This window comes from Bacillus sp. 196mf (assembly GCF_003217275.1).
GTDB classification, from domain to species: domain Bacteria; phylum Bacillota; class Bacilli; order Bacillales; family Bacillaceae_G; genus Bacillus_A; species Bacillus_A thuringiensis_S.
Window position 1 is genome coordinate 103,758 of record NZ_QJTG01000010.1, and the last position, 21,752, is coordinate 125,509.

Here is a 21,752-nt window from a genome sequence, read left to right on the forward strand (position 1 = left end):
GACATTACGCCGATTAGATGGATAATTCTTTAGATAATTGATACATATCTTTATCGATTGTATGCTTTTGAGCTAACGCTTCGATAATATCATGATCAACAAGTTTGTTATCTTGAATACCTACACAACGTCCACCTCTACCAGCAATTAATAATTCAACTGCTCTTGCGCCAAGACGACTTGCTAATACACGGTCTTGTGCACTTGGTGATCCGCCACGTTGTACGTGACCTAATACAGTTACACGAGTATCAAAGTTTGTTGCTTCTTCAATGTGCTTACCGATGTCAATTGCACTTCCAACACCTTCAGCTACAACGATAATACTGTGTTTTTTACCACGTTCACTACCGCGCTTCAGACGAGCGATAACATCATCCATGTCATACTCTTCTTCTGGAATTAAGATTGTTTCTGCACCATCAGCTAAACCAGCCCATAATGCAATATCACCAGCGTGACGTCCCATTACTTCGATAACATATGTACGTTCATGAGATGTAGCTGTGTCACGGATTTTATCAATTGCATCAATAACAGTGTTTAAAGCTGTATCGAAACCAATTGTGAAGTCTGTTCCAGGGATATCATTGTCGATTGTACCTGGTACACCAACACATGGGAATCCTTGTTCAGTTAATTTTTTAGCGCCTTGGTAAGAACCATCTCCACCAATAACAACAAGTCCTTCGATACCATGTTTCTTTAATTGCTCGATACCTTTTAGTCGTACTTCTGGGTCTTTAAACTCAGGACATCTTGCTGTATATAATTTCGTACCACCGCGGTGGATAATATCGCCAACAGAACCAAGTTCTAATTTTTCAATGTGACCAGAAATTAATCCAGCGTATCCATGGTAAATACCATATACTTCAATATCATGGAAAATCGCTTTACGAACAACTGCACGAATGGCAGCATTCATACCAGGTGAATCTCCACCACTTGTTAATACACCAATACGTTTCATTTGTACTCACCTCATAAAGATTATTTGCCTTATAATAAAATAACACGAAAAAATATAAAAACACAATGGAGAAGATGTGTCTTTTCATAATAAAAACGTGCATTCGCGAAGAGGAACGCACGCTTTTCTTATTTTATCCCAATGGAAGCGTTTGAAAACGAAACTTGCCCAATTTTCATATATTTTTCATAACGTTTTTCGATTAATTCATCTTTCGAAATTCCGTTTAATTGTTCAAAAGTTTTTCTAATCATTAAGTCTATATTTTCTGACTGTTTTAAAAGATTACGGTGAGCTCCACCTTTTGCCTCTGGAATAATTTCATCAATTACACCTAATTCTTTCAAATCTGCTGCTGTAATTTTCATTGCTTCTGCAGCTTCCTTTGCTTTTCCTGCATCTTTCCAAAGAATTGCCGCTGCACCCTCTGGTGTAATAACAGAATAAGTGGAATTTTCTAGCATATGAATGTAATCTCCTACTCCAAGACCTAGCGCACCACCACTACCGCCTTCACCGATAACGATACAAATAACTGGTACCGTTAAACCTGCCATCTCAAATAGGTTGCGGGCAATAGCTTCACTTTGTCCACGTTCTTCAGCTGCTTTACCAGGATAAGCTCCCTTCGTATCGATGAAACAAATAATAGGACGATTAAACTTTTCCGCTTGTTTCATGAGACGCAGTGCTTTTCGATATCCTTCTGGATGAGGCATTCCAAAGTTACGGCGAATATTTTCTTTCGTATCTTTTCCGCGCTGATGCCCAATTACAGTTACAGGCATCCCTTTATATTTCGCAATGCCACCGACAATCGCTGCATCATCGCCAAATAGACGATCTCCATGACATTCGAAAAAATCAGTAAATAAGTGCTCAATATAATCGAGCGTTGTCGGTCGTTCTGCATGACGAGCAATTTGAACACGGTCCCATACTTTTAGATTGCCGTATATATCTTCCTCTAAATTTTCTAGCTTTTCTTCCAAAATACGAATCTCCTCACTGAAGTCCATCTGGCTGTTTTTCGTATAGTCTTTCAGTTCACGAATCTTATTTCTTAGCTCAACAACTGGTTTTTCAAATTCTAGCTCTGCCATACAGCCATTTCCCCTCCTTGATGAACTTCTAAAATCTTGCGAAGCGATTCTCTCATATCATCACGATGCACCACCGCATCTAATTGACCATGATCTAGTAAGAATTCTGCCGTTTGGAAATCTTCCGGTAGTTTCTCACGCACCGTTTGTTCAATTACACGTCTACCAGCAAATCCGATAAGTGCACCTGGTTCTGCAAGATTATAATCACCAAGTGAAGCGAAACTCGCTGAAACCCCGCCCGTCGTTGGGTGAGTCATAACAGAAATAAATAACCCTCCTGCATTACTATGCTTTTTCAAAGCTACGCTTGTTTTTGCCATTTGCATTAAACTTAATATCCCTTCTTGCATACGGGCACCACCCGAAGCAGTAAAGATAATAAATGGAACTTGTAAGTCGTACGCCTTTTCAACCGCACGGGCGATTTTTTCTCCTACTACAGAGCCCATGCTCCCCATTCGAAAACGAGAATCCATTACTGCAACAACAACAAGCATGTCATCAATTGTTCCTTCACCAGTTACAACCGCTTCGTTCAATTCAGTCTTCTTACGATCGCTCTCTAGTTTCTCTTCATAACCTGGAAACTCGAGTGGATTTAATGAAACCATTTCTTTGTCATACTCACGGAATGACCCTTCGTCCAATATACTATCAAGACGTTCCCATGCATTCATAGGATGATGATATCCACAATTCACACATACTTTTAAATTTTTTAGAAGTTCTTTCGTATACATGATTTTTTTACATTCCGGACATTTTGTCATAACGCCATCTGGCACATCTTTTCGTACTTGTTCTGAAGGTATTGCAGCGTACTTTTTCTTTTTCACGAATAAATCTCTTAGCACAATTTGACCCCCTTCGTTGAGAGCTAAGGTTAGCGTAAGAAGAAAATGGGGCTAACACCAAAGTTTGATGTTAGCCTTATCTTCTCAATCTGTCTAATAACCTCACTCTTTACGTTTAACTTTAACCGCTACGCGGTAGAATGTTTGTCATAACGTGTCATGGTCATTTCGACAAATTTTATACATTACGAGTGAAACTGTATATTCTCTACTAATTCATCGTAAATTTTTAGTGCATCATTTTCTTGTTTTTCTTCCAAAGTAGCATAAAGCTTTCTATACATATCGATAGAATCTCTTGAAACTTTACAAGAAAGAGTTGCTACGTAATCATTTACGATCATCCAAATGCGATATAGTAAATAATTATCGACTTGTTCAATAAGTGTTTTAAAGAACGTTTGATGAAGCGTTGGGATTGAGCTTTCATTTTCTTCAAGTACTTGGTGTAATCTACTTAGTACTTTAGAAAACGTTTCTTTCGGTAAATTACATACAATTCGAATCATATCTTTCTCAAGCAATCGTTTTGTTTGTAATAAATCACGAATTGTTTTCTCATCTTGCAGTAAGAACGGAGCAATTAATTGTACAAGACCGTTATCATAAAAGTTTCGAATAAACGTCCCTTCACCACGTCTCGTTTCAATCAATCCTACCAGTTCTAAAGCACGCAATGCTTCTCTTACAGAGGAACGTCCTACGTTTAAACGTGAACTTAACTCGCGCTCAGACGGCAAACGATCCCCCGCTACCAATCCATCCTCTTCCATAATGGAACGAATTTTTTTTACAATTTCGAGATATACTTTTGTATTTGATGATGTCAATGGAAATTCCTCGCTTATTCTTTACCAATCAGCGCTAATTGTTTTGTTTTTTCAGCGATCTCATTTGGATCTACTTGACGACGAGCTACTCCTGTCTCCATTGCTGCTTTTGCAACGTAAGCCGCTACTTGAGGCGCTACACGCGCGTCAAATGGTGCCGGAATAATATAGTCTGCATTTAACTCGTCTTCTGCTACAAGCTCAGCAATAGCCTGTACAGCTGCCATCTTCATTTCTTCGTTAATTTGTGTCGCATGTACGTCAAGTGCACCGCGGAAAATACCAGGGAACGCCAGTACATTATTTACTTGGTTCGGGAAGTCAGAACGACCTGTTCCAACAACAGCTGCGCCCGCTGCTTTTGCCAATTCTGGCATAATTTCTGGAACTGGATTTGCCATTGCAAAAATAATCGCATTGTCATTCATTGTACGAACCATCTCTTCTGTTAATGCACCTTCTGCAGATACACCAATGAATACGTCCGCACCTTGTACAACATCAGCTAAAGAACCTTCTATACGATTCTTATTTGTATATTTTGCAACTTCATCCTTCACCGGATTCATACCTGTAGGACGACCATCATAGATTGCCCCTTTACGGTCACACATAATAATGTCGCGTACACCATAGCGATATAAAAGTTTAATAATTGCAATACCTGCTGCACCTGCGCCATTTGCGACAACTTTAATGTCAGACATTTTCTTTCCAACTAATTTCAGTGCATTTACAAGACCTGCTACTGTTACGATAGCTGTTCCGTGTTGATCATCATGGAAGATAGGAATATTTGTTTCTTTTTTCAAACGCTCTTCAATAATGAAGCAGTTTGGTGCTGCGATATCTTCTAAGTTAACGCCGCCAAAAGTTGGCTCCATTAATTTTACAGTTTCAACAATTTTATCTACATCGTTTGTATTTAAGGCAATCGGGAATGCATCTACACCAGCAAAGCTCTTGAATAATACAGCTTTACCTTCCATTACTGGAAGAGATGCTTCAGGTCCAATGTTACCAAGACCAAGTACAGCTGTTCCATCTGTCACAACTGCTACCATATTTCCCTTCATCGTATATTCATATACCTTACTTTTATCGTCATAAATTTCTTTACAAGGTTCTGCAACCCCTGGAGAATATGCAAGACTTAAATCTTTTGCATTTTCTACTTTTACTTTTGATACAGTTTCTAATTTTCCTTGATGCACTTTATGCATGTGAAGTGCTTCTTCACGAAGTGTTGACAAACTATCCACTCTCCTCAAATTATTCTTGCTGATATCAATTTCTCCAAGTGGTCTGACCACGAACACTACTACTATAATAATCGAAGTGTAGGGAAATTGTCCATTATATTTTCACAACTACATTTTCTTCCCCGACAATTTTACGAAGTGCTCCTAAACATTCTTCACTTGGATGAATCGATAAACTTCGAGATAATTGTACCATTTTATGTTCCTTTTCATAATAAATTAGTACTTTCGCAAAACCTGAATAGTCGAACAATATTTTCGTAACCTGATTTAAAAGCTTTTTCTCATACTGAGACGGCAATTTCACGTAAACAGATGCATCTTTCTTTTCTTCATAAACATCCATTTCCTCTAGCGGATATAGTCCATTTACAATCCATTGCAGCTTATGATTTCTTAGCTCAATCATGCCGTCAACTAAAACAATTGCTCCTTCTTGTAACTTATCCGAGAAATGTATATACGTTTCCGGGAAGAGGACCGCTTCCATTTCATCATTTTGATCACAGAATGTAATAAATGCCATCTTTTGAAACTTTTTCGTACGAATCACTCTCACACTTGTTATATACACAATAGCTCTTTGTACTTTTTTCTTGTGTCGCATCGCCTGAGCGAGAGATGGAATTTCTAATTCTTTTGCTAACTTTACATACTGCGCAGTCGGATAACTTGATAAATAAAAGCCAAGTGCTTCTTTCTCTTTATTTAGTTGTTCAATAAAAGATAGCTCTTCTCCTTGTACGTATTTTGATTTTGGAACAGCATCCCCTAAATCACGCGCGAGATTTGCGTACTCCAACGCCCCTTTAAGACTTTTCCATAAATTCGTTCTCGAAACACCAAAATCATCAAAACATCCCGACCAGACGAAAGCTTCTAAATTGCGCTCTGTTACAAACTTTGACGGCATACGGAGACAAAATTCAAATAAATCTTCGAACATTTTTTTCTCTCGTTCTTCTAATAATGCCGTCACTGTAGCCATTCCAATATTTCGAATCGAAAGTAAACTGTAACGTATCGCATTCCCCTCTATTTGGAAGTTGTAACCACTTTTTTGAAGAGACGGCGGCAAAACATGAAAACCCTTTCGCTTCGTTTCTCGTATATACTGTACAATTTTATCTTCATTTCCAATTGCACTTGATAATAGTGCCGTCATAAATTCCAACGTATAGTTCGCTTTTAAGTAGGCAAGCTGATATCCGATCATACTGTAAGCTACAGCGTGACTTCGGTTAAAACCGTAATTCGCAAATCTTACAATTAAATCATAAATTTTCTCAGCAGACGTCTCATCGTAACCATTTTGCAAACAACCTTGGACAAAATGCTTACGTTCCTGATCTAAAATATCACGATTCTTTTTACTCACTGCACGGCGCAGTAAATCTGCTTCACCAAGCGAAAACCCTGCTAACTTCGATGCAATTTGCATAATTTGTTCTTGGTATACAATGACGCCGTATGTTCTTTCTAAAATTGGCTTTAAATCCGGATGTAAATATTCAATTTTTCTTTTTCCATGTTTCGATTCAATAAAGGTCGGTATCTGTTCCATCGGTCCCGGTCTGTATAATGAGTTAACAGCTACGATATCTTCAAACTCATTCGGTTTTAAACCGCGAAGTACATTTCGCATACCACCTGACTCAAGCTGGAATACACCTGTTGTATCCCCTCTTCCTAATAATTGGAACGTCTTTTCATCTTGAAGAGGTAAGTTTCTTATATCGATTTCTTTCCCTGTTTTGTTCGCGATAAATTTTATAATATTTTCAAGTAACGTTAAATTACGTAATCCTAAAAAGTCCATCTTAAGCAACCCAAGTTCTTCTAGCGCATCGGCTGGATATTGCGTAACATAAACATCGTTATGTCCTTCTTGAATTGCTACACTGCCTGTTAGCGGTTCTTGACTTATAATAACGCCAGCCGCATGAATAGACGTATGACGTGGTAAACCTTCTACACGTTTTGCGATTTCAAACACACGCTCATGCAGAAGATTTCCTTGTATAAACTCACGAAGTGATTGTGATTCTTCATATGCATCTTTTAACGTTATACCAAGCTTTGATGGGATAAGTTTTGAAAATATATCAATATCTCGCGGCGGAAGCCCCATTACGCGGGCAATGTCTCTAATTGCCGCTTTTGCTGCAAGCGTACCAAACGTTACAATTTGCGCAACACGGAGCTGACCGTATTTATCTTTCACATAGCGAATCATCTCATCACGTCTTACGTCTGGAAAATCAATATCAATATCGGGAAGCGTCACACGTTCAGGATTTAAAAACCTTTCAAATAATAGATCGTATTCAATCGGATCAATATCTGTAATTTCTAATACGTATGAGACGAGTGAACCAGCTGCCGATCCACGACCTGGTCCTGTTAAAATATGATTTTCATGTGCATACTTCATAAAATCCCATACGATGAGGAAATAATCACTAAATCCCATACGAGAAATAACATTTAATTCATGATTTAAACGCTTTATATGCACTTCTTTCGGCGCACCATATCGTTTCCGTAAACCTTCTTCACAAACACGACGCAAGTATATATCACTCGTTTCATTAGACGAAACAGGAAACTTCGGAAGTTGATTTACATGGAACGGTATTTCTACTTGGCAACGCTCTGCAATTTTCATTGTATTTTGGATTGCTTCCGGCGCATGGGAAAATAGTGCTTCCATTTCATCCGATGACTTTAAATAATATTGATCTGTTTTCAGCCTCGGCCTATCTGGATCAGTCATTTTCGTTCCACTTTCAACAGATAGTAAACATTCGTGAACAAGTGCGTCACTTTGATTGATATAGCGCACATCGTTTGTTGCAACGACTGGAATATTAACCCTACTAATAAATTCAGGTAGTTTCTCTTGTAAAAGCAACTCATCTTGAATCGCATGATGCTGCAAACTCATATAAAAATGGCCGAACATATTTTGATATGTGCGAGCTACTTCTTCAGCCTGACTCTCATTGTCTTCTAGTAATAATTGCTCAATTTCGCCATCTTTACCTGGTGAAATAGCAATTAATCCTTTCGCATAATGCGCAAGCCACTTCTTAGGAATACCTTCTTTGGATTTTGTCATAATACTGCTAGAAATCTTTAATAAATTTTGGTAGCCTATTTCATTCTTAGCAAGTAATACAAGTGGATAAGACCTTTCTTCTTCTTCACTAAAAATAGAAGCGGTTAATCCAATAACAGGCTGTATACCATGTTTCTTACATGCTTTATAAAACGGAATAACGCCATACATAACATTTTCATCCGTAATAGCCAGCGATGAAAAACCAAGTTCTTTCGCCCTGACTACAAGCTCATCAATTTTACAAGCACTTTTTAATAAACTAAAAACGGTTTGACATTGTAAATGCACAAACTTCACTGTTGTACCCTCTCTTTACCTATTTGACTACTTTTATTATAGGTGATGAGGAAAGCGGAAATCAAAACATACTTCTTATACTTTGTCCATATATATGAAGAAGAAAGGGGAATGACGATGGATGTAAGAGAACATACTTTTTTCTCTCTGCTTATTATTAGTTATTTTATTGCCTTTGGGGTTATACTTGGCGGTTCATTAATTGGTGGATTTGGTGCGTTTCTTATCGGAAAACCAGCTCTAACTTACATTAATCAATTCGCCCAAAATTTAAGAATTTGGGCACTCGTTGCAGCAATTGGTGGAACATTCGATACCTTTTATAGCTTTGAAAGAAGTTTCTTTGGCGGAGATATGAAAGATATCGTAAAACAAATTCTCCTTATTTTTTTCGCAACTGGTGGTATGCAAACAGGTCTCATTATTATTAAATGGCTAACGCAGGAACATGTATGAGAGTACCAAGTGCCAATACAGCAAAAAGATGGTACTTAGTATTAGCTGGTGCTGCTGTCGGAGGCGTGTTGAGCTGGTTTATTTTTTTGTACATATACGGTGTTTTTCAAGAAGAACAAGCTAGTAAAATAGCAGAACAAAGAGAAATTATAGAAAAACAAGAAGCAAAGCTCCACGTCCTTCTCGAAGATCAAGAAAAATTGAACACTGAAAACAAACGGCTCTTAACCATTCAAGAGATTAAAATAAAACTTATCAATCGAGAAAAATACGATTTAGACAATCTTACACTCGAAAATATGACTACATCTATCCATAATGATCTCCAGCATCTTTTAACGAAAAACATTCAAAGTATCGCAAAAAATAAAGACCTACTCAAAAAGGTAATCGAAAACAAAACGTACAAACATTACGATCGACTATACCGTTTTAAAGTCGATACAATATCTTTTGATACAGTGCTTGAAATTAGCATTACTATAGAAAAGGAAAAATAAAGAAGGAGGGCTTTAGCGCCGCTCCTTCTTTTCGTTCTAACATATAGTCCCTTATTTACAAATCTCACGTAAATCAGCAAAAAGACGATCCGCTTCTTCCCAAGAAGATGCCTTGGCACCAGAAGCCATCGGATGTCCTCCGCCGTTATATTGCATTGCCAATTTGTTTATAACTGGTCCTTTTGAACGAAGACGAACACGAATTACGTCGTCTTCCTCTAAAAATAGAACCCACGCCTTTAATCCATCAATATTGCCAAGCGCTCCAACAACACCAGATGCTTCAGAAGGAAGTACATCAAATTCTTCTAATACTTCTTTCGTTAATTTAATGTAAGCTGCTCCTTCTTCTACCATCGTAAAGTTTTGTAAAATATAACCGTTTAAACGAGCAATTTTTTCTTTTGTCTTATACATTTCATTGTATAAATCTGTGAATTTCACACCCATGTCAACAAGCTCACTTACGTAACGAAGTGTTTTTGCTGTCGTATTTGGGAATAAGAAACGACCTGTATCTCCAACAATTCCTGCTAAAATAAGGCGGGCTGCTTCTTTTGTTATTTTTAATCCTTTATCTTTTCCATAGTTATAAAACTCATAAATCATTTCACTTGTCGAACTCGCTGTCGTATCTACCCACGTAATATCTCCATATGGATCTTCATTTGGATGATGATCAATTTTAATTAACATCTTCCCTTTTGTATAGCGTTGATCGTCAACACGTTCTTGATTCGCAGTATCACAAACAATAACAAGCGCATTTTCGTATACACTATCTTCAATATCATTCATTACTCGTAAGTATGCTAACGACGGTTCATTGTACCCAACCGTATAAATATTTTTCTCTGGAAACGATTCTTTTAGAATTGTACCAAGGCCACCCTGTGAACCTAATGCATCTGGATCCGGACGCACGTGGCGATGAATAATAATTGTATCAAACTCTTTAATTGCTCCTAAAATTTGCTCATGCATATGTATAATCTCCTTTTTAATCAACTTCTTCACTTTATCTCTCATTATAACGGAAAGTATTTCATACATGCGAACAATTGCTTTATAATAAAAGTTAGAAAGTTTAGATATTTCTTTTTTCTCCACTATTTTTTTCATAAAACGATGGGAGTGTTCATTATGCCAGTATTAGTCTTCTGTATTATCATCTCATTTATGTTGTATCTCTTCTACAAAACAAAATACTTTCGTACAAACCGCCCAATGGAGAAAGGTTGGCTCTCTGGAAAATCCGCAATGGCACTCGGTTCATTCGTCTTATTCTTCGGGATAAACCAATTCTTTTTAGAACTTTCAACCGCTCGTATTATCGTTGGTATCTTATTCGTTCTATTTGGTAGTGCAAGTGTATTTAATGGATTTCGCCAATACACACATTTCTTACCATTAGCAGTTAAAGAAGCAGAAGTCTATGAAACAACGTAAAAAAGCATCAAAATTGTGATGCTTTTTTACGTCCTCTAACTTTTAAAATCATATATGCGACAAACGCAGATGGTATATTAAATGGGTTACCTTGTACGTGAAAATGTAATTGTTCTTCTCCAAAAGACATTTTTTCATATAGCTCTCGCTGAGATAATCCTGTCTTTTCCTTTTTTTCATGTAAACCTTGTAAATATAAATATTGGATCGGTATCATTACAAGAAAGTAAAATAGTGCGATACTACCAAAAAAGAGTACGGCTGACGACATAATGTATACCACCTTTCATAAATCCATTTTCTTACAATATAATCATAACACAATATACAACCAAATTGAATTACTATTCTGTCTTTTCTTGCGTTACTTTTCCACTCCACCCCATACATATTTCACTAAAACTCTCATCTAAAATCATGCCTTTCAAATTTAAAACAACAAAAAAAATGGAACAAATCAAAACGATTTGTTCCATCTTTTTATTTATCAATTAACTGAACCATAAGTAATGCTTTTCCAACGACATTACCTTCATGATGCACCTCTACATCAACCTTACCAAATTTACGCCCAATTTCTAATACTTTCGGATGAACGGATACAACATTATCAATTTGAACCGGCTTTACGAAATAAATTGTTAAGTTTTCAACAATTAAATCGCTTTTCTTTTGCGCACGAATAACGCGATTTGTCGCTTCTGTCACAATTGTTGCAAATACACCGTACGATAACGTTCCAATTGAGTTCGTCATTTGCGGCGTCACTGAAAATTGATATAGATGCTCATTTTTCGCTTCTTTTGGCGTCATAAATTGATTCGTTACAATATCATCAATTGTTTCTCCAACTTGTGGCTGACGTTGAATCATTTGCAGTGCCTGAAGTACATCTTGACGGCTAATGATACCTTGCAGTTTATTTCCTTCCTCAACGACAGGAAGTAATTCAATTCCTTCCCACACCATCATACGTGCCGCAGCTGCGACAGACATTTTACCATTCACTGTAATTGGGTGTTTTGTCATTACTTTATCAATTGGTGTTTCTTTCGCTACACCGATCATGTCTTTTGAAGTTACGATTCCTAGCACTTTTTTATTTTCATCGACAATTGGATATCTTCCGTGCATCGTCTCTTCATTATATGCATGCCATTGCTGTACTGTATCATGTGGCTTTAAATATAACGTTTCTTCAATTGGTGTTAAAATATCCTCAACAAGTACAATTTCTTTCTTAATCAGTTGATCATAAATTGCACGGTTAATTAACGTTGCGACCGTAAATGTATCGTAGCTACTTGAAATAATCGGCAGCTTTAATTCGTCTGCTAATTTCTTCACATGATCTTCCGTATCAAATCCACCCGTAATTAATACAGCAGCTCCAGTTTCTAGCGCTAATTGATGTGCATTCGTACGGTTACCAATAATGAGTAAATTCCCAGCTTCTGTATAGCGCATCATCGCTTCTAATTTCATAGCTCCGATTACGAATTTATTTAATGTTTTATGTAGTCCTTCTCTGCCCCCAAGTACTTGACCGTCGACAATGTTAACGACTTCTGCATATGTCAGTTTTTCGATATTTTCTTTCTTCTTTTGTTCAATTCGAATTGTTCCGACACGTTCAATTGTACTAACATACCCTTTATTTTCTGCATCTTTAATTGCACGGTAAGCTGTCCCTTCACTTACACTCAAATCTTTCGCAATTTGTCTTACAGAAATTTTATGGCCTACTGGCAGGCTATTAATATGTTCTAAAATTTGGTTATGCTTGGTAGCCAAATGGTTTCACCATACTTTCTTTTCCCTAAATTCTTCATGTGTTGTACTTTCAGTATACTATATTTTCAAAACTGTTACACTCTCTCTTTGCATACCTGTACTATTTTTTTTATAACAAAATGACTCTTACATTCCACCAGTCATTCTATTACAACAATGTAATGCTATTGTCATCTCATTCGATAGTTCGCCCACTTGATTCCCTATACAATGAAGACAAGAAATAAAACAAAGGAGCGTACACATGATGAAAAAATTTTTAGAGGTTGTAGGTGCTGTATTTTTAGCTTTCGTAGATGGGAAAAAAGTTGCAATGGAATTGAATGAAACACCTGAACAACCACGTACCAAAAGAAAAGAATCACCAAAACAAATACAAGCATTAAAAGCTGTCCTACACACGTAAAAAACCCTTCACTTTTCTTTTCAAATGAAGGGTTTCTTTTCTATAGTGTAATACTTTCTCCAGCTTCTAATACTTTCCCTGTACAATTTTGTAGCTTTTCTACAAATTGATATGGATCTTGTTCAATAACTGGGAACGTATTGTAATGCATCGGTACAACAGTTTTCGCATTAATCCATTTTGCCGCTAGTACAGCATCTTCTGGTCCCATTGTGAAATTATCACCAATTGGTAAAAATGCTAGATCAACTTTATTTAATTCCCCAATTAACTTCATATCAGAGAATAGTGCAGTATCTCCTGCGTGGTACACTGTTTTCTCTTCTGCTGTAAATAAAATACCTGCTGGCATACCTGTATATGTAATCGTCTTATTTGCTTCATCAATATAACTAGAGCCGTGGAATGCTTGTGTAAACTTCACTTTTCCGAAGTCAAATTCATGTGAACCACCAATATGCATCGGATGTGTATTTACACCTTGCCAACTTAAAAATGTTGCTAGTTCAAATGGCGCTACAACAACTGCATTATTTTTCTTCGCAAGTTCTACTGTATCTCCAACATGATCACCGTGTCCATGCGATAAAAGGATTGCATCTACTTTTACATCTTCAGCTTTTAAATCTGTTTTCGGATTACCTGTTAAAAACGGGTCAATTAAAATAACTTTTCCATTCGCCTCAATTTTCACAACTGAATGCCCATGATAAGATACTTTCATTATTACATTCCTCCCCTATTCACATTCTCACTTTTTATTCTACATGATTTTTCAATTCCCTGTCTTTTCTAACATCTATTTACTTGTCATAACGCTTTCTTCCGAGTTAAAGTTATATTTGTAATTAAATATCTCGGGGGTGCCAATCGATGAATGCTAGATTAGAAAATTTAATGCAATGGCTAAAAGAAAAAAACGTAGAAGCTGCGTTCTTAACTTCTACACCGAACGTCTTCTACATGACGAACTTCCACTGTGAACCGCATGAAAGATTACTTGGTATGTTTGTATTCCAAGAAAAAGAACCTATTTTAATTTGTCCTAAAATGGAAGAAGGTCAAGCACGTAACGCTGGCTGGGCACATGAAATTATCGGATTTACTGATACTGACAGACCATGGGATATGATTGCAAAAGCAATTAAAGACCGCGGCATCAATGCAAATGCAGTTGCAATTGAAAAAGAACATTTAAACGTAGAGCGCTACGAAGAATTAACGAAATTATTCCCAAATGCAGCTTTCAAATCAGCTGAGGAGAAAGTTCGCGAACTTCGTTTAATTAAAGATGAAAAAGAACTTTCTATTTTACGCGAAGCAGCTAAAATGGCGGACTACGCTGTTGAAGTTGGTGTAAATGCAATTAAAGAAAACCGTAGCGAGCTAGAAGTATTAGCAATTATTGAACACGAATTAAAAACAAAAGGCATACATAAGATGTCATTTGATACGATGGTATTAGCGGGTGCAAACTCTGCTCTTCCACACGGTATTCCTGGCGCAAACAAAATGAAGCGCGGTGATTTCGTACTATTTGATTTAGGTGTAATCATTGAAGGTTATTGCTCTGATATTACACGTACAGTAGCATTCGGTGAGATTTCTGAAGAGCAAACTCGCATTTACAACACTGTACTTGCTGGACAACTACAAGCAGTTGAAGCATGTAAACCAGGTGTTACACTTGGCGCAATCGATAACGCTGCTCGTTCTGTTATCGCAGATGCAGGTTACGGAGACTTCTTCCCGCACCGACTTGGTCATGGACTTGGAATTAGCGTACACGAATATCCAGATGTAAAAGCTGGTAACGAGTCTCCATTAAAAGAAGGTATGGTCTTCACAATCGAACCTGGTATTTACGTACCAAACGTAGGTGGCGTTCGTATTGAAGATGATATTTACATTACAAAAGACGGATCAGAAATTTTAACGAAATTCCCGAAAGAATTACAATTTGTAAAATAATAAAAAGGCAGCGTGAATGCTGCCTTTTTTTATTCCTCTACTATTTCAAATTTCTCTACAATCATTCTTGCTGGATAGCTTTCAAGTATTTGAGAAAACCATACTTTTATTTTATCCCCTGTTTTTAACTGTTTATATGCGTCTTTGTCCTTAAAGCTCAAGACTATATGTGATGGATGCTCTTTATTCATTTGTTGTTCTATATAATTTTGCAACTCTACTTTTGTGTTAAACGTTTTATCATCGACAAAAAATACCGTGTCATTTCTTAATATGATATACCCTTCTTTAGGGACTTCTTTTACCGTTACCTGCTCTACTTGTTTTGTAGTACAAGCTGATAATATGACTAGAAATACACTTAAAAACATAACAATTTTCACATGCCTATTCATTTTTAGCTCCTTACTTTAGGCTATTTCAAATTTAACACCATCTTCTCCTCATACTTATCATCCCATTTAATTACAACTTCTATCGGTTCATCTTTAGATAGAGGTGCACAACTTACACAAGAAGATTTTATTTCAACCCTTGCTCCTTTATGAACTTCTGACGTTTGTGTCATTGTACTAAAGGCTCCATTAATAGCAATCTCTAAGTTTTTAAATTCTGTCTTTCCATCCCCACCCTTATATTGAAACGTAAACATTCCATCTTCACTGTCATCCTTAATATGCCCTTTATATTGTCCAGTCCAACTTTTGCTCTCGCTAGAAAAATTAACATACGAAATGGAACAGCTTCCTAAAAAGAAAATACTAATAAAAAAGAATAATGCTCTCTTCATAATGCCCCCTCCATTCAAATGCACTTATTTATCCCGCATTTACGGACAGTAAGATCCCCACATCAAAATTCGGTGAAAGCAAAGAAGTTAGGTGGGGAATCCCCCCACTAATTAAAGTTTCACTTCATTGCCTATTCCTTCCTTTTATTATACTATTTAAATACAGAATTTTCTAAAACAGGAGGTTTATATGTTACAACAACAGTTAGAAGAAATTCGTAATAATAATTACATCATAGATAACACACTTCATATTGATTCTTTAAGTTCCAGTATGCTTGAACATATCGGTGTTACTGATAGCTACTTAAGGGACAAACTCATCTACTCTACTTTTTATCATCTCATCAAAAATCGCTACCTTTCACACACACAATTACAGAAACTATTATTAGAAAGCATCGGTGAAAAATATTTATTGTATAAGATTCATTCAGATGATGAAGATGCTGTATTTACTCGTGCATTTACGACCTTATTAATTGCGCTCATTATAGATGCAGATACAACTCATAATTTCTTATCACAGAATGATATTTTAACTGTAAAAGATCAATTAATTCTATATATGAACAATGAACATGATTTCCGCGGATATGTGCAAGACCACGGCTGGGCACATAGTATCGCACATGCTTCCGATACATTTGAGGCGCTTGTTCATAGTCCTAAACTAGAAACTTTACATTACGAAGAGATATTAAAAACTTTGTTAAACAAAGTTTTTGTCCATTCTATTTACTATAAATACGAAGAAGACGAGCGTCTCGTTTATCCGATTGTCGCAATGCTGCAAAATGGTCTGAAAGAAGAAATACTCATATTAGCCCTTCGTGACTTAGTGGCTCAATTACCGGTCCAAAAACAAGCACTACCTATTGAATCGTACGAGTTTTTATATGGAAATACAAAATCTTTCTTACGTAGCTTATTTTTCAGACTACGCACACTTTCTATATGTGAAGAAACCGAATTCGAAATTGAAAAATTGCTACAAGAGCTTCCAAAATATTATTAAAAAAGAAGGCCACTCAAAAAGTGCCTTCTTCTATTTCACTAATATTTAATTGAAATTTCACGATCCAAACTGAGAAAAGGTGGACAAGAAGCGCAAACGCCATACATGCTCCACTTAAAAAAGTTAGTATAGGATGCGAATACACGTGCCCCAACCCATAGGATATCGCCACGAAAAACATTGTTATGTAAATATAAATTGCTCCATGTATTTGCCTCATATAAACCTCCCTTTCCCATATTATAACATAAATTTTCTGATTATTCACATTAATTACTTGTAATCAATATTTCTCAACTGTTACACCTCTTACAGCAGCCTTAATATACGGTGACCCTTGTAAACTTTGTAAATCCTCTGTTTTTCCTGTTACGACTATACCGTATATTGGTAAGTCTTTTGGTTTGGTGTTTTTTATTTCTTTATCCCGCATTAACGGGCAGTAAGACCTCACATCAAAATTCAGCGGAAGCAAGAAGTTAGATGGGGGATGAACCCCACACTGATTAAAGTTTCCCTTTATAGTTTATCCTAAAATATTCTCAGTATCCCTCTTTATTTTCACTTAAAGACATCCAAATGCAGCTTTTATAAATTGTTTCATAATAAAAAGCACATCCATTTTGATGCGCTTCTCTGAAATACTATTCTATTATTTCATCGCTTCCTTCACAACATCTTGAATCATAACAACTTCTGTTTTCATATCAATAGACGGTGCTTCTTCATCGATACATTCATACCAAAATGCTAAGTGCTTTTTATCAATTTCATGATGCGAATTTTCGACAAAAATACCACCTTCTCCTTGCACAGAATACCAATATAAGTACTCTTCTCCATCTCTTATTTCCCGGAAAATTGTCTCAACGTACATTTTTTCGTCGTTTAATGTCAAAAGCACTTCTTTCAAATTGTCATTAAGAAGCTGCATCCATTCATCTACTCGATGACTCTTACCAGGCTTAACTTTAAATCTTGTTAATTCTACATTCATTTTTATTCCCCCGTTTTCTTACGTACAAACAAACTATATTCTATTGGATGATAAAAACTTAATTTACTAGCTAATTTTCGCGAAGGAATATTGTCTACATAACAATCCCAGCTCGGTATAATGTCATTTTGCATGCAATGTTCAATGAACCTTGTCGCAACAGCTTGAGCTAATCCTTTCCCTTGATGCGCTTCATGTGTTGCAATATCTATTTCAGCAAAACCATTCCCGCTAAATATTGAGACACATTCAGCTACAATTATCCCATCTTGTTCTATACAAAATCCAAAACCACTGTTCAAAAACGTTTCTTTTGATCCCCAATACTCTTTGTAGTACTCCTCTTTAAATTCACCGCTGCGCTCTATATCTCTTCTATCAATACGCTTCACTTCATATGTATTTTTGTTAAAATCTCGTTGACTCTCTTCAAAGGTTACGCTTTGAAATTTCATTCGCGGGATGTTCCGAAGTACATTACTAAAACGCTCTTCTATCATCATTTCCCACTGTTCACTCGAAGTGAACAGTGTAAATCTCTTCTCTGTTTTTTCAATAGCCGTTTTTAAATATGAAAATAACTCTTCGTTATAATTTTGATCATCCGTATCACCAAATAAATAATAGATACCATTAGCTGTAATAATTAATCCTGCTGTTAATTGCCCGTTTATAAAAACCTCACCATCTATCATTTGATCACATACCGCATAAGCAAACGTCGTCGTTCTTGTATTACCTTCTAAAACCGGAAGAACTTTTCTATAATCGGCTACAGATAATTTTTTCATAATTGCTCCACTTTAATCGTATCAGCCTCTATATGTTCAAAACAAAGATTTACCGTTCTCTTTAATGCTCTTGTTCTATGAATCGTACATGCTGGAATTAAAATAGAATCATTTGGCTTTAAAACCGCTGTTTCTCCATCTTCAAAATCAATAAGTAATTCTCCCTCTAGCACAATAAATAATTCATCCGAATTAGAATGATAGTGCCAATCATATTCACCAGTAAATACAGCGATTCGTAAACAATGACTGTTTATATTTGAAACGACGAAGTTTTTATGTTGATCTTGAATGTCTTTTGTTAATTCTATTAAGTTCACAGTTTCCATATTTCATCCCATCCTTTCGTTAGTCGTTCTTCTGAAAAATTAACTTAATCTCCACCATCACTTGAGCTACTACAATCACTGCTACTGTAGTGACCGAATCCACTTGATGAGCTTGAAGTGTATGAAGATTTTTTGCTTCTTTTTCTATCTTTTTTACTTTCATGACTAGGCCATACTGTAGCAAAGAGTATAACGAATAAGGCTAATTCTATTACAACAAGTATAAATTCTAGAATGCTCTCAATAATATTGGGAGTTATCCCAAAACTGTAAAACACTCCAAATGAATACATACACAAAATTACATACAGAGCCATACAAATATACCGGAATGTTTTTTCTATCATAATGACTACTTTTTGTGAAAAAGGTATGTTCTGTTCCTGTTTTTTCTTTATGTACTTTTGTCTTTTAGCTTGCTTTTGCTTCCTTTTTTTACTCCCCATTGAATCCCCTCTTTTATTATATAATTCTAAATTATCATAATAAAAATCGATTTACACCAATAAATAACAATTATTCACATGTTATTTCCCCATATAAAAAAGACCCTCCTTATGAAAAGGAAGGTCTCAAATGTATTTCTATTATGATAAAGCAGGAGCTTTTTCAAGTAGCTCTTTCGCATCAGCGTATTGTAAGCCGTGAGCTTCTGCAACTGCTTCGAATGTTACATATCCATCTAATGTGTTAATACCTTTTAATAATGCAGAGTTGCCTAGGCAAGCATCTTTATAGCCTTTGTTCGCAATTTGTACTGCATATGGTACTGTTACGTTTGTTAATGCAAGAGTTGACGTACGTGGAACCGCACCTGGCATATTAGCAACTGCATAATGAACAACGCCATGTTTTTCGTAAGTTGGGTTGTCATGAGTTGTAATACGATCAGTTGTTTCGAAAATACCACCTTGGTCAATCGCAATATCTACAACGACAGAACCCGGTTCCATTGATTGAATCATTTCTTCAGTTACAAGTTTTGGCGCTTTTGCACCTGGAATTAATACTGCTCCAATAACAAGGTCAGATTCTTTAACAGCTTCTGCAATGTTGTATGGATTAGACATTAATGTTTTTACTTGGTTACCGAAAATATCATCTAATTGACGAAGACGTTCTGCACTTAAGTCAATGATTGTTACATCTGCACCTAAACCTACTGCAATCTTAGCTGCGTTTGTACCAGCTTGACCACCGCCGATGATTGTTACTTTGCCGCGTTTTACCCCTGGAACGCCTGCAAGTAAAATACCTTTACCGCCTTTGTTTTTCTCAAGGAATTGTGCACCGATTTGTGCAGACATACGACCAGCTACTTCACTCATAGGTGCAAGTAATGGTAAAGAACGATTGTCTAATTGTACTGTTTCGTATGCGATTGATGCAACTTTGTTATCGATTAATGCTTTCGTTAATTCTGGTTCTGGAGCTAAGTGTAAGTATGTGAATAAAATTAAACCTTCACGGAAATAGCCGTATTCACTTGCTACTGGCTCTTTTACCTTCATAACCATATCTTGATTCCATGCTTCTTCAGCAGTTTCTACAAGTTTCGCACCAGCTTGTACGTATTCTTCATCTGTAAAGCCAGATCCTAAACCTGCTCCTTTTTGAACAAAAACTTCGTGACCATTTTGTACTAAATGTACTGCTCCCGCTGGCGTCATTGCCACACGGTTTTCATTGTTTTTAATTTCTGTTGGAATACCGATACGCATGATTAGTTCCCCCTTGAGTTATGAAATGACCCCTGAATCATTTTTTAAAGCGCTTTCTACGCTCTTATATTTTAACATAATATCTCAATATTTGACAAAAAATAATACAAGTTTTCCGATAGATTTAATTTTATATTAAAGGACAGTATTATCCGCACCTCTCAGCACAATGGATAAACTGTCCAATTATTCGAAACTTCATCTTATTTTATTCTATCGATGTCTATGAATAACATCCACTGCACCAGTCACTTCAATAATTGTACCGGTAATCATATCGGAATCGTCCTCACATAAAAACGAAATGGTTCTTGCAATATCTTCACCTGTTCCAGATCTACCAATCGGTGTGTTATGCTCTTTTAGCTGACGTGCTTCTTGAATAGTCGCCTCTTTCATATCGCCAATAATATCACCAGGACATACCATGTTCGCAGTAATACCATACTCCGCTTCTTCATAAGCAACTGTTTTCGTTAATGAAACAAGTCCTACTTTCGCCGCTGCAAAAGCTGAACGATAAATCCATCCCGGTGCACTATCCGCCCCTTGAAATCCGTAATTAATAATACGGCCAAAGTTCTGTTTTCTCATGACCGGAACGACAAGTTTTAATAAATGAAATACCGCTGTTAAATTTCCCTGAATCATTTCATTCCATTCATCTTCTTCATAATCAACTAACTTTTTTCGTTCAAATACATATGGACCAGCATTATTAATTAAAAAGTCAATTTTGCCAAAACGGCTCATCGCTTCTTCTACTATTTTATGTAAATCTTCCTTCTTCGTGACATCTGCTTGCACGAATTGTAGACGCTCTTCCACATCTTTATATGTTTCTTTCATCGTTTCCATAGCGGTGATATCGCTATGGTACGTTACTGTTACTGAATAGCCTTTAGCCAATAACTTTTCTGTTACTTGCTTTCCTAAACCTTTCGTACCGGCTGTAATGAGCGCATGTCTCACAAAACTGCCCCCTTTTAAATTGCTATACTTCATATGTAACAAGTTCTCGCTCCAATTACAACTAAAATGAATTGAAACAGAGTTTTCAAAATTCTGTAACGTTTCTGGCAAG

The 21,752-nt window shown here is 36.4% G+C and carries 25 protein-coding genes and 1 pseudogene; 6 read left to right on the forward strand and 20 right to left on the reverse strand.

What is annotated here, in order from left to right; translation table 11 throughout:
- Positions 1 to 13 precede the first annotated feature (13 nt).
- From pfkA to dnaE, 6 genes are all read right to left on the reverse strand, one after another.
- Complete coding sequence (pfkA, locus tag ATL10_RS16050) at positions 14 to 973, reverse strand: 6-phosphofructokinase (RefSeq protein WP_000821158.1); 960 nt, start codon at positions 971 to 973, stop codon at positions 14 to 16.
- Positions 974 to 1,101: 128 nt separating this feature from the next.
- Entirely contained in the window at positions 1,102 to 2,076 is a 975-nt protein-coding gene (gene accA, locus ATL10_RS16055; RefSeq protein ID WP_000818801.1) for an acetyl-CoA carboxylase carboxyl transferase subunit alpha, read from the reverse strand.
- Entirely contained in the window at positions 2,064 to 2,933 is an 870-nt protein-coding gene (gene accD / locus ATL10_RS16060; protein WP_000942856.1) for an acetyl-CoA carboxylase, carboxyltransferase subunit beta, read from the reverse strand. Before accD ends, accA begins: the two co-directional genes overlap by 13 nt.
- 185 nt (positions 2,934 to 3,118) lie before the next feature.
- Positions 3,119 to 3,763, reverse strand: a complete 645-nt coding sequence (locus tag ATL10_RS16065) for a FadR/GntR family transcriptional regulator (protein WP_000204444.1) — start codon at positions 3,761 to 3,763, stop codon at positions 3,119 to 3,121.
- Positions 3,764 to 3,777: 14 nt separating this feature from the next.
- The gene (gene ystJ, locus ATL10_RS16070; protein WP_161114790.1) at positions 3,778 to 4,986 is read right to left on the reverse strand and encodes an NADP-dependent malic enzyme; all 1,209 of its coding nucleotides are present in this window, start codon (positions 4,984 to 4,986) and stop codon (positions 3,778 to 3,780) included.
- 133 nt (positions 4,987 to 5,119) lie between these two features.
- Positions 5,120 to 8,446: a DNA polymerase III subunit alpha gene (dnaE, locus tag ATL10_RS16075; protein ID WP_110497141.1), complete on the reverse strand. Its 3,327-nt coding sequence runs from the start codon at positions 8,444 to 8,446 to the stop codon at positions 5,120 to 5,122.
- Positions 8,447 to 8,488: 42 nt separating this feature from the next.
- Here dnaE and ATL10_RS16080 point away from each other — a divergent pair, with 42 nt between their 5' ends.
- Both ATL10_RS16080 and ytrI read left to right on the forward strand, forming a co-directional pair.
- Complete coding sequence (locus ATL10_RS16080) at positions 8,489 to 8,902, forward strand: YtrH family sporulation protein (RefSeq protein WP_002005839.1); 414 nt, start codon at positions 8,489 to 8,491, stop codon at positions 8,900 to 8,902.
- Positions 8,899 to 9,402: a sporulation membrane protein YtrI gene (ytrI, locus tag ATL10_RS16085; protein ID WP_001265736.1), complete on the forward strand. Its 504-nt coding sequence runs from the start codon at positions 8,899 to 8,901 to the stop codon at positions 9,400 to 9,402. The genes ATL10_RS16080 and ytrI overlap by 4 nt, the downstream gene beginning before the upstream one ends.
- Positions 9,403 to 9,453: 51 nt before the next feature.
- Here the strand turns inward: ytrI and ATL10_RS16090 are convergent, their stop codons facing one another.
- On the reverse strand, positions 9,454 to 10,386 hold the full coding sequence (locus ATL10_RS16090; RefSeq protein ID WP_090976924.1) for a DHH family phosphoesterase: 933 nt from the start codon (positions 10,384 to 10,386) through the stop codon (positions 9,454 to 9,456).
- 159 nt (positions 10,387 to 10,545) lie between these two features.
- Here ATL10_RS16090 and ATL10_RS16095 point away from each other — a divergent pair, with 159 nt between their 5' ends.
- Positions 10,546 to 10,851, forward strand: coding sequence for a YtpI family protein (locus tag ATL10_RS16095; protein ID WP_090976923.1), 306 nt, complete (start codon positions 10,546 to 10,548; stop codon positions 10,849 to 10,851).
- Positions 10,852 to 10,858: 7 nt separating this feature from the next.
- On the opposite strand, the gene ATL10_RS16100 is transcribed toward ATL10_RS16095, so the two are convergent.
- Positions 10,859 to 11,122 (reverse strand): DUF3949 domain-containing protein, encoded by a 264-nt coding sequence (locus tag ATL10_RS16100; protein WP_000093046.1) that lies wholly within the window; start codon positions 11,120 to 11,122, stop codon positions 10,859 to 10,861.
- Between the two features lie 209 nt (positions 11,123 to 11,331).
- On the reverse strand, positions 11,332 to 12,645 hold the full coding sequence (locus ATL10_RS16105; protein WP_000201579.1) for a CBS domain-containing protein: 1,314 nt from the start codon (positions 12,643 to 12,645) through the stop codon (positions 11,332 to 11,334).
- A gap of 247 nt (positions 12,646 to 12,892) precedes the next feature.
- Here ATL10_RS16105 and ATL10_RS31305 point away from each other — a divergent pair, with 247 nt between their 5' ends.
- On the forward strand, positions 12,893 to 13,051 hold the full coding sequence (locus ATL10_RS31305) for a hypothetical protein (protein WP_170925758.1): 159 nt from the start codon (positions 12,893 to 12,895) through the stop codon (positions 13,049 to 13,051).
- 40 nt (positions 13,052 to 13,091) lie between these two features.
- Here the strand turns inward: ATL10_RS31305 and ATL10_RS16115 are convergent, their stop codons facing one another.
- Entirely contained in the window at positions 13,092 to 13,775 is a 684-nt protein-coding gene (locus tag ATL10_RS16115; RefSeq protein ID WP_000868922.1) for a metal-dependent hydrolase, read from the reverse strand.
- Between the two features lie 149 nt (positions 13,776 to 13,924).
- Here ATL10_RS16115 and pepQ point away from each other — a divergent pair, with 149 nt between their 5' ends.
- Positions 13,925 to 15,022, forward strand: a complete 1,098-nt coding sequence (pepQ, locus tag ATL10_RS16120; RefSeq protein ID WP_000994037.1) for a Xaa-Pro dipeptidase — start codon at positions 13,925 to 13,927, stop codon at positions 15,020 to 15,022.
- 29 nt (positions 15,023 to 15,051) lie between these two features.
- Here pepQ and ATL10_RS16125 read toward each other — a convergent pair whose 3' ends face one another.
- Together ATL10_RS16125 and ATL10_RS16130 are read right to left on the reverse strand one after the other, a co-directional pair.
- Entirely contained in the window at positions 15,052 to 15,417 is a 366-nt protein-coding gene (locus ATL10_RS16125) for a DUF3221 domain-containing protein (RefSeq protein ID WP_071731423.1), read from the reverse strand.
- A gap of 20 nt (positions 15,418 to 15,437) precedes the next feature.
- Positions 15,438 to 15,812: a hypothetical protein gene (locus ATL10_RS16130; RefSeq protein WP_000816700.1), complete on the reverse strand. Its 375-nt coding sequence runs from the start codon at positions 15,810 to 15,812 to the stop codon at positions 15,438 to 15,440.
- 190 nt (positions 15,813 to 16,002) lie between these two features.
- On the opposite strand from ATL10_RS16130, the gene ATL10_RS16135 reads away from it, so the two are divergent.
- Positions 16,003 to 16,830, forward strand: coding sequence for a DUF2785 domain-containing protein (locus tag ATL10_RS16135; RefSeq protein WP_095690146.1), 828 nt, complete (start codon positions 16,003 to 16,005; stop codon positions 16,828 to 16,830).
- Positions 16,831 to 16,843: 13 nt separating this feature from the next.
- Here the strand turns inward: ATL10_RS16135 and ATL10_RS16140 are convergent, their stop codons facing one another.
- The 8 genes and pseudogenes from ATL10_RS16140 to ATL10_RS16175 all read right to left on the reverse strand — a co-directional run bounded on the left by ATL10_RS16140 (position 16,844) and on the right by ATL10_RS16175 (position 21,673).
- Positions 16,844 to 17,050 carry a hypothetical protein gene (locus ATL10_RS16140; protein WP_001248905.1) on the reverse strand — a complete coding sequence of 69 codons (207 nt, stop codon included), beginning with the start codon at positions 17,048 to 17,050 and terminating at the stop codon, positions 16,844 to 16,846.
- Between the two features lie 63 nt (positions 17,051 to 17,113).
- Positions 17,114 to 17,254: pseudogene (locus ATL10_RS16145) on the reverse strand (anti sigma factor C-terminal domain-containing protein); the annotation flags it as partial.
- Positions 17,255 to 17,482: 228 nt separating this feature from the next.
- Positions 17,483 to 17,827 (reverse strand): DUF6176 family protein, encoded by a 345-nt coding sequence (locus tag ATL10_RS16150; RefSeq protein ID WP_001100204.1) that lies wholly within the window; start codon positions 17,825 to 17,827, stop codon positions 17,483 to 17,485.
- A 2-nt stretch (positions 17,828 to 17,829) separates the two neighbouring features.
- On the reverse strand, positions 17,830 to 18,618 hold the full coding sequence (locus ATL10_RS16155; RefSeq protein WP_110497143.1) for a GNAT family N-acetyltransferase: 789 nt from the start codon (positions 18,616 to 18,618) through the stop codon (positions 17,830 to 17,832).
- Positions 18,615 to 18,947: a cupin domain-containing protein gene (locus ATL10_RS16160; RefSeq protein ID WP_000450933.1), complete on the reverse strand. Its 333-nt coding sequence runs from the start codon at positions 18,945 to 18,947 to the stop codon at positions 18,615 to 18,617. The genes ATL10_RS16155 and ATL10_RS16160 overlap by 4 nt, the downstream gene beginning before the upstream one ends.
- Positions 18,948 to 18,991: 44 nt before the next feature.
- Positions 18,992 to 19,393: a hypothetical protein gene (locus tag ATL10_RS16165; protein ID WP_097821761.1), complete on the reverse strand. Its 402-nt coding sequence runs from the start codon at positions 19,391 to 19,393 to the stop codon at positions 18,992 to 18,994.
- 141 nt (positions 19,394 to 19,534) lie between these two features.
- The gene (ald, locus tag ATL10_RS16170) at positions 19,535 to 20,668 is read right to left on the reverse strand and encodes an alanine dehydrogenase (RefSeq protein ID WP_001219401.1); all 1,134 of its coding nucleotides are present in this window, start codon (positions 20,666 to 20,668) and stop codon (positions 19,535 to 19,537) included.
- A gap of 213 nt (positions 20,669 to 20,881) precedes the next feature.
- Positions 20,882 to 21,673: an SDR family oxidoreductase gene (locus ATL10_RS16175; RefSeq protein WP_002024902.1), complete on the reverse strand. Its 792-nt coding sequence runs from the start codon at positions 21,671 to 21,673 to the stop codon at positions 20,882 to 20,884.
- Positions 21,674 to 21,752 lie beyond the last annotated feature (79 nt).